A 12582-nucleotide genomic window follows, 5' to 3' on the forward strand; every position below is an offset into this window, starting at 1 on the left:
AAATATAAACTGCGACATTATATGGAGTACTCTCCGCCGTCCGTGTTCGTTCCGGGCAGTTGCGGACCTTAGGGCAGTTATTTTTTGTATTAATTCGTTTTATTAACTTAGGCTTCGCGCGATAAGGATTTCCGATCTTTTCTTCTTTTTATAAGAGCTTCCACTTTATTAAACGCCCATTGCAGTCCTAATCCTTGAAGTACGACGCCTACAATCGTTGTAGCTGTTAATATCCAAATTGAAACGGCATTTTCAATGGTGAAAATTTGATGGCCGAAGAATAATAAATGACTTCCCACAACAAATAAAGCATTAATAAAGGTAGAAACGGAACTTTCCAGGTTCCAAATAACGACAGATGCAACTAATAATAGAATGAGAAAGATGGAGCCTACGATTGTGATTGATTTATACGTGAGCTTCTCTACATATGGTGTCACATAATATTTTACAATCGTTTTAATTCGGAATAAATAAAACACCCGTACAATTCTAGCCACCTGAAAGAACTGATCTAATGGAATGATAGCCAGAAGCATAAATGGATTTTGTTTAATAAAATTCCACTTTTCCTTATAGATTAATAACCGGATGGAAAAGTCAGCAAAAAATATAATCCATACAATGAAATTCACAGTTGAATTATAGGTGTCTTCAGTCCATATTGTAATGATTGTAAGCATAACTAGGAGAATCATAATTCCCTCATATGCAATTTTCATCACGCGTTGCATCATGTATCTCCTCATTTTAAGGAGCCTGACCCCTTACGATAGTACATTAAAGTAGTAAGGGACAGGCCCCATAGAAATTATTAAAATAGTTGATAGATATAATAGACTACAGCAACTGTCACGATAGATGGTAATAGATTCCCAATACGGATTTGTGTAATTTTTAATAGGTTAAATCCGATTGCTAGAATCAAAAGTCCTCCTACAGCAGTGAGCTCTACAATCAATCCGTTCAGAAAAGCCTCTGGCAGCCATTGGTTGATATATGTTGCGAGTAATGCAATTGCCCCCTGATAAAGCACAACAGGAACGACAGAAAGCATAACACCAAAACCTAATGTTGTTGTTAACACAAGCGCAACAAATCCATCCATAACCCCCTTGGTTATTAATAGCTCATGGTCACCGCGAAGGCCGCTATCCAAAGCTCCAATAACTGCCATAGCACCAATGACAAATATTAAAGATGCCGTCACAAAACCCTGTGCTACACTAAAGTCATCTTTTGTTGTTGTGAATTTGCTGCCTATCCATCCCCCGAGTCGGTTAAGTCCCTCCTCCAAACGTAGCAACTCACCAATAATTCCTCCGGTAAGCAAACTTAATAGAACAACAATAATTTTGTCTGTTTCAAAAGCCATTTGTAATCCAATAAACAGTACAGCAAGCCCAATTCCATGCATGACTGTTTCCTTAAATCTTTCTGGAATTTTTGTAAAAAATAAGCCAAGTAAACTTCCAGCAACAATTAACGCCCCATTCACTAATGTACCGAATAAAACCATTGATCCATCTCCATTGTCGATTATTTTATGTAATTATCTTTATAGACTTCAGAAGCAATAAATTGTTTCACGTGGAACAATTTTAAAATTTATTATTAGAGAACTTATTTTATAGCCAGGAATGTAGGGTGAACCAGATCTCACATGCTTTCAACGCAAATAGCGTTTAGCCAATGAATAAATAAAAACATTTTACTATCTCTACATTATAACAAAAGACTAACGCAAAATCTGCGTCAGTCTTCAATCAAACAAGTTTATTTTTCCAATACATCAATGAGACGCTCCAGGTCATCATCCGTATAAAATTCAATTTCGATCTTCCCTTTACGTTTACCCCGATGAATAGTTACACCCGTTCCTAGACGATCTCTTAATACAGATTCTCTTTCCTGTATAAATACATCCTTTTTCAGTTTTTCCTTTTTCTTTGGTGCAGGCTCTTCATTTAATTGGATGATTAACTGTTCTACCTGTCTGACATTCAAATTTTCTTTGCGTATTTTATTAACAAACGTGACTAATTTATCTTTATTCTTTAATCCTAATAATGCACGTCCATGCCCCATTGAAAGTTCTCCATTATTAATATATGCAATTACTTGATCAGGCAAAGAGAGCAGGCGAACAATATTAGCTATGTGGGAGCGGCTTTTACCTAAACGCTTTGATAGTTCATCCTGTGTTACTTTTAGCTCGTTCATTAAATTAGCATACGCGTGTGCTTCTTCGATTGGTGTTAAATCTTCTCGTTGCAGGTTTTCCAGTAATCCAAGTTCCATCATTTTTTCGTCCGTTAGTTCTTTTACAACAGCAGGAACAGTTTCCAGGCCAGCCTCTTTCGCAGCACGATAGCGTCGTTCCCCTACTACAATTTCATACCCTTTAATGCTTTTGCGGACAATTAATGGCTGAATAATCCCGTATTCTAAGATAGATTCCTTCAATTCCTCTATGGCATCTGCCTGGAAGTTTTTTCTAGGTTGATAAGGATTCGGTCTACATTCGCCTATAGCAATTTCATGGACTGTATCATCGTCTTGTTTCTCAATGTCAGGAAATAAAGCATTAATACCTTTACCCAACCCTTTCGCCATTGGCAACCACTTCCTTTGCTAATTCAAGATATACATCTGCTCCTTTTGATTTTGGATCATACGTAAGAATTGGCTGCCCATGACTTGGGGCCTCTCCTAAACGTACCGTACGTGGAATGACAGATTTATAGACTTTATCCTGAAAATATTTTTTAACCTCTTCAATTACCTGTATTCCTAAATTTGTTCGGGCATCCAGCATTGTCAGCAATACACCTTCGATCATTAAATGGTTATTTAAATGTTTTTGCACAAGGCGTATTGTATTTAATAACTGGCTTAGCCCCTCAAGTGCATAGTATTCACACTGGACTGGAATCAATACTGTGTCTGATGCTGTTAATGCATTTAGCGTTAATAATCCTAAAGATGGTGGACAATCGATAATAATGTAATCATATGTTTCTTTGAGCTCTGCTAAAGAATTTTTAAGCCTTATTTCTCGTGATATGATCTGGACTAGTTCAATTTCTGCTCCAGAAAGTTGAATCGTTGCAGGTATAATATCTAAGTTGCTTACATTTGTTGAAACACAAACTTCCTCAGCTGGTAAATCTTCTACTAAAACATTATAGATACATTGATTCATATCCGCTTTATTAATACCTACGCCACTTGTCGCGTTTCCTTGTGGATCTATATCTACAAGTAATACTTTATTACCTAATTGTGCAAGTCCTGCACTTAAGTTAACCGATGAAGTTGTCTTTCCAACGCCACCTTTTTGATTTGCGATGGACATAATTTTTCCCATGTTGACACCTACCTATTAGAAAAACGTTCTTTTTTCGTCCACTTTTAATGGCCAAAATTCTTATAAAATGCTATATCTTCTATTCTATCACTAATTCGATACCAACTACTATATATATTTACTTTTGTTAAAAAAATGTAATTTGAGTTGTGTTGAAAACACCCATCTTCCTTGTAAAGATGGGCATACTTAAAAAATATTATAATATTTATTATTTCTTTTTCGGTATTTTAATCGTTATTTGATAATAATCATCATGTTCCTTTTCATCAGATTCCACATCAACACCTGTATCTGACACCATGTTTAATGACTGACGAATTGTATTCATGGCGATACGAACATCTTTATTAAATCCCTTTAACTTTGTACGCTTTTTCTTTTGGCCCGCGTCTGGCTTTTGCATTTTAGCAATGCGCTCTTCTGTCTGTTTCACATTTAAATCATTTTCCAAAATAGCCTGTAAGACTTTCACTTGTTCTTCGGGTTCACTTAATTTAATCAAAGCACGCGCATGACGTTCCGTGATTTCCTTATTTAATATTGCTTGCTGTACCTCTTCGGAAAGCTTTAGTAACCTTAGTTTATTTGCAATTGTCGATTGGTTTTTACCTAGTCTTTGTGCTAAAGCCTCTTGTGTTAAATCATGAAGCTTCAATAATTGATCATATGCGGTCGCTTCTTCAATAACGGTTAATTCTTCCCGTTGAAGGTTTTCAATTAAAGCTACAGACGCTGTTTCTGCCTCTGTCATATTGCGGATGATCGCGGAGATATTCTCCCATTCTAGTGATTGAACAGCTCGCCATCTTCGCTCACCAGCAATAATCTCGTATTTTTTATCATCTTCGCCTTCCAATTCTCGAACAATAATTGGTTGAATCATTCCGTGTGTATGAATTGTTTGAGCTAACTCATTTATTTTTTCATCACTAAAAATAGATCTCGGTTGATACCGATTGGGTTCGATCTTATTTACTGGAAGCTGCATCACTTCGTCCGGATGATAAATTTCCTCTTCTGGTTCAGAATCAGATTTATCCCCCAAACCAAACACTCGACTAAAAGGACGTACCATCATCAGACACCACCTTTATATTCAACTTATACTCTATATATTAGAAACTAGAAAAACTAACAATCTATGTAAAAATTGTTTCACGTGAAACAATTAAAAAACACTATTACACATCAGTGAATAGCCAATCCCACACCTATATTATATTTTACCATAAATAGACTCGAAAAAGTACGAAATAATTAAAAGTTTATCTATGAAAAAATAAAATGCTGGAAACACCTTTATAAAATAGGCTCTTTATTTGGTGTTCCAGCTTTTCTTGGATACTTTTTTGGCGTGTTTCCCGTCTTATTTATCATTACAATCGATCGTTCACTGTCCTCTTGAGGCAACATGAATGTGTGGGTTTTATCTATTTTTCCACCTAATAATGCGATAGCAGATTCCCCGTCCTCTAATTCCTCATGGGCTTTGGAACCTTTCATTGCAATAAATAAACCATTCTTCTTTACAAGTGGTAAACATAATTCACTTAATACAGACATTCGCGCAACCGCCCTGGCTGTCACTATATCGAATGTCTCCCTGAACGCGCGATTTTTACCGAAATTTTCTGCCCGATCATGATGAAATGCTACGTTCGTTAGCTCAAGCTGTGTTGCTAAGTGATTTAAAAAGGTAATCCGCTTTTTTAGTGAGTCTACAATAGTTACATGTAAATGAGGGAAACATATTTTAAGTGGGATGCTTGGAAAACCAGCCCCAGCACCTACATCACAAATAGAAATATCACTTTTAAAATCATAATGAAAAGCTAATGCTATCGAGTCATAGAAATGCTTTAAATAAACATCTTCTTCATCTGTTAAGGATGTCAGATTTATCTTTTCATTCCATTCTACTAATGTTCGAAAATAAATGGAAAATTGCTCCATTTGATGATCACTTAATACAATTCCTTTTTCACTTAATGCTTCTCTGAAATGTTGCGGATTCATTGGCATGAAATCTCCTTAAAATGCGTGTCCAAAAAGTACCAGACTTTTTGGACATCCGCTTAGGTTAATTGGCAACACGGGCGATATTCCCCTGCTCGATATACACAAGCAAAATAGAAACATCTGCTGGGTTTACGCCGGATATTCTGGATGCCTGCCCTACTGACAATGGGCGGATTTTTTTCAATTTTTGTCTTGCTTCTGTCGCAATACCACTAATATCTTCATAATCAATATCTTCCGGAATTTTTTTATCTTCCATCTTCAACATACGAGCAACTTGTTCATTTGCCTTTTTAATATAGCCTTCATACTTGATTTGAATACCAACCTGTTCTCTTACTATCTGCGTGAGTTCCGGATTCGGTTCAATCATACGTTCGACTATATCATAGTTAAGTTCCGGACGTCTTAATAGTTCATATGCTTTTATCGCCTCTTTTAAAGGTGCAGTACCGGCTTCTGCCATCACTTTATTTACATCTGCTGTTGGTTTAACAGTTATTTTGCTTAAGCGTTTTTTCTCTGCTTCGACAGCATTATTTTTTTCGACAAATTTCTTATAGCGATCTTCGGATACTGTACCAAGCTTATAGCCTGTCTCTGTTAGACGCAAATCGGCATTATCGTGACGCAGTAGTAGACGATATTCGGCACGTGATGTCAAAAGACGATACGGTTCGTTTGTTCCTTTTGTTACTAAATCGTCGATTAGTACACCGATATAAGCTTGTGAACGATCTAAAATGACAGGATCCTTGCCCGTTACTTTTGCTGCAGCGTTAATGCCTGCCATAATACCTTGCGCTGCTGCTTCTTCATAACCGGATGTTCCATTAATCTGCCCTGCTGTAAAAAGGCCTGGGATTTTTTTCGTTTCAAGGGTTGGCCAAAGCTGTGTTGGAACGATCGCGTCATATTCAATCGCATAGCCTGCACGCATAATTTCCGCATTCTCAAGTCCTGGCACACTTCTAACCATACCATGCTGCACCGATTCAGGTAAGGAAGTCGACAATCCTTGCACATAAACCTCTTCCGTATCCCTTCCTTCTGGCTCGAGGAATACTTGATGGCGCGGTTTATCATTAAAACGTACTATTTTATCTTCAATAGATGGACAATACCGTGGACCTGTACCGCGCTTCATGCCAGAGTACATGGCGGAAAGTTCCAGGTTATCATTAATCATTTGATGTGTGACTTCATTGGTATAGGTTAACCAACACGGGATTTGATCGGTAATAAATTCGGTTGTTTCATAGGAAAAAGCTTGTGGCTTTTCATCTCCTGGTTGAATCTCTGTTTTTGAGTAATCAATGGTATGACTGTTTACACGAGGTGGCGTTCCTGTTTTAAATCGTGTAAGTTCAAAGCCAAGTTCCTCTAAATGCTCCGACAGTTTCACAGATACACGTTGATTATTTGGGCCACTTTCATAATCCAAATCACCCATTAATACTCTCCCACGGTTAAACGTACCTGTTGTAATAATCACCGTTTCTGCTGAGTACTTCGCTTTTGATTCTGTAATAACGCCCTTGCATACGCCGTCTTCCACAACTAACTGGTCAACCATTCCTTGGCGAAGTGTCAGGTTTTCCTCGTTTTCGATTACATTTTTCATTTCTTTTATATATAAAGGTTTATCCGCTTGGGCACGTAATGCTTGTACGGCAGGTCCTTTTCCTGTATTTAACATGCGCATTTGGATATACGTTTTATCAATCACTTTTGCCATTACGCCACCAAGTGCGTCAACTTCACGAACGACGATCCCCTTTGCAGGGCCACCGAGTGACGGATTACATGGCATAAAAGCAACCATATCTAAATTCAATGTCAGCATTAATGTCTTTGCACCCATTCTTGATGCGGCTACACCAGCTTCAACACCAGCATGACCGGCACCAATCACGATTACGTCATAATGGCCTGCATCATATGTCATTATTTTTCATCCTTTCTTTTCCTTTTTATTTCCCTAGACAAAATTGCGAGAATAATTGATTGATTAAGCCGTCACTGGCCGTATCTCCAATAATTTCCCCTAAAAATTCCCATGCGCGGGTAACGTCAATCTGTATAATATCAAGTGGCATTCCCATATCAATGCCTTCCATGGCGTCCTCTAATGCAAGATTTGCCTGTTTCAGTAATTGAATATGCCTTACGTTCGATACATAGGTTAAATCACCTGTATCAATTTCGCCGGCAAAGAAGGTTGTTGCAATCGCTGATTCCAGTTCGTTAATACCCTCTTCTTTAATAAGCGAAGTTGTCACAATAGGATTTCCTTCCGCCATCTCTTTCACTTTATCTAAATTAAGCTTGTGCTCCAGATCTGTCTTGTTAATAATTACAATATATTCAAGTCCTTGAATCGCATCAAAGAGCTTCACATCTTCTTCTGTAAGTTCGTCATTATAGTTTAACACAATTAATATGAGATCTGATTCATTTAACACCTGTCTGGAACGCTCGACGCCGATTTTTTCAACGATATCTTCTGTTTCACGTATTCCGGCTGTATCGACTAAGCGTAGCGGAACCCCGCGGACATTCACATATTCCTCAATAACATCACGCGTCGTGCCAGGAACTTCTGTGACAATTGCTTTATTTTCCTGCACAAGGGTATTCATTAATGAGGATTTTCCTACATTCGGACGCCCAATAATTGCTGTTGCCAGGCCTTCCCGCAGTATTTTCCCCTGCTTGGCTACTTCCAAAAGATCATCAATCTCTTTATGGACCTCTTTTGTTTTATCGCGCATTACATTGTGTGACATTTCTTCTACGTCATCATATTCCGGGTAATCAATATTCACCTCGACATGTGCAACAGTTTCCAGTAAATCCTGTCTTAAATCTTTAATAAGTCCTGAAAGACGTCCGTCCATTTGTTTTAATGCGACAGACATTGCTTTATCCGTTTTTGACCGGATTAAATCCATTACCGCTTCTGCCTGTGATAAATCAATACGCCCATGTAAGAATGCGCGTTTTGTAAATTCCCCCGGCTCCGCTAATCTGGGGCCACTAGCCAATACGATTTCCAACACACGATTAACTGCAACCATCCCACCATGGCAATTGATCTCCACAACATCTTCTCTTGTAAATGTTTTCGGTGCACGCATGACGGAAACCATTACTTCCTCTGCTACATCGGATGTTGCTGGATCTATTATTTTCCCGTAATGCATCGTATGTGACGCTACCTCGTTTAAATCTTTCCCTCGGAAAAATTCTGCTGTAATCGCAATTGCCTCACGCCCACTCAATCTTACAATCGCGATTGCACCTTCACCGGTAGGGGTTGATATTGCAGTAATTGTATCTGTCTCCATCACTTCCACCTCCAACAACATATTCTATATAAAAATTTCATTTTAATTTTATTGTCACTAACAAGAAAGAATATCATAAATTACGATAAAAATAAACTTATCCACAGAAAAAATTCTTCCAACAACAAATTCCGTTCATCCACATGTGAATAAACGGAATTTCTCAGCTATATTATTTAGTATAAAACTATTTCTTCCCATACCCTTTTCTTTCTATTTTTTCACCATCATGACTACGTAACGTATCATTTTCATTAGTCTCATCTATTTTTCCATCAATTGTACCTTCTGTATAGCCATCTGATACCTGTTCATGAGTAATTGCCATTCCTTTGGACAGTTGGTCATTTTGCTCGTAATCAGATCGTTGATACGTTTTATTGGCGACTTCACGCGCATTTTCCTTGATTACATGTTCTTTTTTATCCATCACTAAGCCCTCCTTTTAGGCTTAGGTTTTACAAAACAACGCAACTTATGAGTATCCAAAATAAAATTCGCCTGCCTTCCAACAGGAAAACAGGCGGCTTTGAAACGTTATTCTTTATTTAGACTCTTTTCGTACGTATTGTTGCTTTTAAATCTTAGTAGTTGATATAAACGACGACGTAATTACTGTTAGCTATAAGTATTTCTATTATCGTCGCGTTCGGGATCGCTCCGGACCGTTGCACACCTTAGGGCACGGCTTCATCCTCCTCGAGAAACCCACTCTGCGGGGTCTTCAGACACGTGCTATTCCCGCAGGAGTCAACGGTCCTCCGCTCACCCGAACTGGTGAGGTGGTTCAATGTTTTGGATACTGACTACTAATGCAATTTAGTGGAGTAACCGGAACACTCAGCGGAGGAAATACATGGAGACTCCTGCGGGAGCAGAGGCCTAGATGAGACTCCGCAGTGCGCCAGCACAAGGAGGCTCATCAGCCGCCCGCGGAAAGCGGAATGTATTTCCGCAGCGAATCCCTGCTCTCAACTAGCAAAGAATTGTCACTGTATCGTCTTTTATATTTTTTGTATAAAAGCACCAAATGTTTTCGATGGAGCAAACATTTGGTGCAGTCCCAATCGTTTAAACAGCTATATTTAATCTACGGTTTAATCACAATATGCCGGTGAGGTTCATCGCCATCAGAGTACGTCGAAACGTCTCCCCGACTTTGCAGGGAACTATGAATTATTTTTCGCTCGAATGCCGGCATTGGTTCAAGTGCTACTTTTTTATTTAAATGGATTGCTTTATCCGCCATTTTCGACGCTAAGGATTGCAGTGTTTCTTTTCGACGGCCGCGGTATCCTTCTGCGTCCAATGTAACAGAATAAAATTGGTTATTATCTTTATTAAGCGCTAGATGTACTAAATATTGCAATGCATTGAGCGTCTGTCCACGCTTTCCAATTAATATAGCGATATTATCGCCACTTAATTCAAAGGTGACATGGTTCGCTTCAATGGTTGTTGAGATATTCGCATCTACATTCATATGCTTCGTAACTTCTTTAATAAAATTCTCTGTTTCCTGAATTGGATCTTTACTGATTGTTACTTTTACTATTGCGCGCTTGGATCCAAAACCGAGTAACCCTTTTTTACCTTCATCAATAACTTCAATATCTACCTGGTCCTTAGTTGTGTCTAACTGCTCTAATGCTGATTGGACCGCTTCTTCAACTGTTTGTCCACTAGCAGTTATCTCTCTCACTTTTTGTCTCCTCCAGTATTGTTGTTATTATTACGCATCATCGGTTTATTTATAAGAAGAGTCTGAGCAACCATAAAGACGTTACCTACTACCCAATACAGGGCTAATGCTGCTGGGAAGAAAATCGCAAACACACCAATCATAATCGGCATCACGTAAAGCATCACTTGCATTTGCGGATTATTTGCAGCAGGACTTCCTGCCATCATTAATTTCTGCTGGAAAAAGGTTGCCCCACCAGCAATCAATGGTAATATAAAGTAAGGATCCGGTGAACCCAACTCAAACCATAGGAAACTATGTGTACTAATTTCCTCTGTTCGCATGATCGCATGGTACATGGCGATTAATATTGGCATTTGCACAAAAATCGGCAAACAGCCGGCGAGTGGATTTACCCCATTTTTCTGGAATAAAGCCATCGTTTCTTCTTGAAGCTTTTGTTGCGTTTTTTGATCTTTAGAGCTGTATTGTTTTTGTAATTCCTGAAGCTTTGGCTGGATCTCCTGCATGGCTCTTGAACTTTTTAGTTGTTTTATGTTTAATGGTAACAACAACAAGCGGGCAAGAATCGTTACAATAATAATTGCTAAACCATAATTTTCGTTAAACAGTTCAGCCATGTATGTGATAAACCAAGATAAAGGGTATACAAACCAGTTGTTCCAAATTCCAGTGCTTTCTTCCGTTATCGGTTGATTAATTTCTGTACAACCGGCAAGTAATGCTACTAACCCGATTAAGGTCAGAAGCAAAATGTGCTTCTTACGCAAAATGTTTCCTCCTAACTAATTAACAAATCCCTATCAGTTTGCACTATTTATTCTACCTTATATAAGATAAGGTTTCTATATTAAAACAGCTTTTGTCATTATTTTTTTCGTAAATGTTCTTTATATAATAAGTGGTTTAAACTTTTTTTAATTTCTGCAGCCCCCATTTTCTTTGTTGGCTGTCTCGCGATAATGACAATATCATATGTGTTGGGGATGCTATCTTCCAATTCCTGAAAAGCTTGACGCAGGTATCGTTTAATCCGATTTCGTGTTACAGCATTTCCAATTTTCTTACCTACTGAAAGCCCAATCCGAAAATGATATTGCGCTGGTTTTCTTACATAATATATGACCAGCTGCCTGTTGGCAAAAGATTTCCCGTGCTTAAACACATATTGAAATTCTTCGTTCTTCTTTATACGAAATTCTTTCTTCATCCATTATCACCTTTACTACTCACCTAAATAACATCTATGTAATGAAATACAGCCCACGTAAGCCGTATTCCTTAGAAAACTAAAACTTGGGATTCGCCAAGCCTTTTGATGCCGAGTGCCTTAATTGCACTTATGCAGATAGGAAGTTTTATACTTTCCTATCTGCCAAAAAATTTCTTAAAGCGGAAAAAAGACCACTGACTTTTCAGTGGCCTATGCAGATAATACCTTTCTTCCTTTACGACGACGACGAGCTATAACTTTACGACCGTTTTTCGTGCTCATCCGCGTACGAAAACCGTGTACCTTTTTTCTTTTCCGATTATTTGGTTGAAATGTTCTTTTCATCTATCTTGCACCTCCCAGAGGGATCTTTCCTCTAAAATATCCAACTTAAATCTGAATGTCCATAAACAGTCTCTGTAATTATAGTAATACAAAACCAATATGTCAACTTTCATTTTACATATTCTTATCCACAACACTATGTTCATCTTTATTCGACAATTTTTTCCCTATCCACAACACATATTGACAAGTTAATCACAAAATATAGGGATGTGGAAGAACTTTCTACACAACCGGTTGAAATTGTGGATAACTGTCGAAAATACATTGCTAATTCCCTTTTTATTTGATATTATATTAGTGTTTAACATGTGTAAATCTAAAAATAGAGTTAAAGTTATCCACGACTTGTGGATTAATTGTGGATAGATATTCACACTATCTTTATATTTTTTTCAACAGAAATGTGGATATTGTACATAAGCGATCAGGAATTTGATCATTACTATGTTTTTCTATCCACAAACAAATAACCAAATAAATGTTAAAAGCAATATATATTTTGCCTTTCCATCTTTTGCTAGATTGAGAGAGGCTTTTTCTATCATATATATATGTGGAAAGGAGTGAAATATTC

Annotated in this window: 13 protein-coding genes; all 13 read right to left on the minus strand. The window is 37.8% G+C overall.

Translation table 11 applies throughout. The annotated features are described in order from the left end of the window. Positions 1-107 precede the first annotated feature (107 nt). The 13 genes from KFZ58_RS19035 to rpmH all read right to left on the minus strand — a co-directional run bounded on the left by KFZ58_RS19035 (position 108) and on the right by rpmH (position 12005). A complete protein-coding gene (locus KFZ58_RS19035; protein ID WP_235792854.1) occupies positions 108-734 on the minus strand; it encodes a transporter in 627 nt (208 codons plus the stop codon). Between the two features lie 80 nt (positions 735-814). Beyond that, positions 815-1519: a DUF554 domain-containing protein gene (locus tag KFZ58_RS19040; protein WP_235792855.1), complete on the minus strand. Its 705-nt coding sequence runs from the start codon at positions 1517-1519 to the stop codon at positions 815-817. Between the two features lie 257 nt (positions 1520-1776). Continuing rightward, positions 1777-2616: a ParB/RepB/Spo0J family partition protein gene (locus tag KFZ58_RS19045; protein ID WP_235792856.1), complete on the minus strand. Its 840-nt coding sequence runs from the start codon at positions 2614-2616 to the stop codon at positions 1777-1779. Further along, the gene (locus KFZ58_RS19050) at positions 2597-3370 is read right to left on the minus strand and encodes a ParA family protein (RefSeq protein WP_235792857.1); all 774 of its coding nucleotides are present in this window, start codon (positions 3368-3370) and stop codon (positions 2597-2599) included. Before KFZ58_RS19050 ends, KFZ58_RS19045 begins: the two co-directional genes overlap by 20 nt. Positions 3371-3581: 211 nt before the next feature. Then, complete coding sequence (gene noc / locus KFZ58_RS19055) at positions 3582-4448, minus strand: nucleoid occlusion protein (RefSeq protein WP_235794783.1); 867 nt, start codon at positions 4446-4448, stop codon at positions 3582-3584. A 224-nt stretch (positions 4449-4672) separates the two neighbouring features. Continuing rightward, positions 4673-5389: a 16S rRNA (guanine(527)-N(7))-methyltransferase RsmG gene (gene rsmG, locus KFZ58_RS19060; RefSeq protein ID WP_235792858.1), complete on the minus strand. Its 717-nt coding sequence runs from the start codon at positions 5387-5389 to the stop codon at positions 4673-4675. Positions 5390-5453: 64 nt separating this feature from the next. Then, positions 5454-7340, minus strand: coding sequence for a tRNA uridine-5-carboxymethylaminomethyl(34) synthesis enzyme MnmG (gene mnmG, locus KFZ58_RS19065; RefSeq protein WP_235792859.1), 1887 nt, complete (start codon positions 7338-7340; stop codon positions 5454-5456). A gap of 25 nt (positions 7341-7365) precedes the next feature. Continuing rightward, on the minus strand, positions 7366-8742 hold the full coding sequence (mnmE, locus tag KFZ58_RS19070) for a tRNA uridine-5-carboxymethylaminomethyl(34) synthesis GTPase MnmE (protein ID WP_235792860.1): 1377 nt from the start codon (positions 8740-8742) through the stop codon (positions 7366-7368). Positions 8743-8929: 187 nt separating this feature from the next. Next, positions 8930-9172 carry a YozQ family protein gene (locus tag KFZ58_RS19075; RefSeq protein ID WP_235792861.1) on the minus strand — a complete coding sequence of 81 codons (243 nt, stop codon included), beginning with the start codon at positions 9170-9172 and terminating at the stop codon, positions 8930-8932. Between the two features lie 660 nt (positions 9173-9832). Beyond that, positions 9833-10444 (minus strand): RNA-binding cell elongation regulator Jag/EloR, encoded by a 612-nt coding sequence (jag, locus tag KFZ58_RS19080; protein ID WP_235792862.1) that lies wholly within the window; start codon positions 10442-10444, stop codon positions 9833-9835. Further along, on the minus strand, positions 10441-11217 hold the full coding sequence (gene spoIIIJ / locus KFZ58_RS19085; RefSeq protein ID WP_235792863.1) for a YidC family membrane integrase SpoIIIJ: 777 nt from the start codon (positions 11215-11217) through the stop codon (positions 10441-10443). The genes jag and spoIIIJ overlap by 4 nt, the downstream gene beginning before the upstream one ends. Before the next feature lie 98 nt (positions 11218-11315). Further along, positions 11316-11657 carry a ribonuclease P protein component gene (gene rnpA, locus KFZ58_RS19090; protein WP_235792864.1) on the minus strand — a complete coding sequence of 114 codons (342 nt, stop codon included), beginning with the start codon at positions 11655-11657 and terminating at the stop codon, positions 11316-11318. A 213-nt stretch (positions 11658-11870) separates the two neighbouring features. Then, the gene (gene rpmH, locus KFZ58_RS19095; protein ID WP_050350585.1) at positions 11871-12005 is read right to left on the minus strand and encodes a 50S ribosomal protein L34; all 135 of its coding nucleotides are present in this window, start codon (positions 12003-12005) and stop codon (positions 11871-11873) included. Positions 12006-12582: the final 577 nt, after the last annotated feature.

The sequence above is a fragment of the Virgibacillus sp. NKC19-16 genome (assembly GCF_021560035.1).
GTDB lineage: Bacteria > Bacillota > Bacilli > Bacillales > Amphibacillaceae > Virgibacillus_L > Virgibacillus_L salidurans.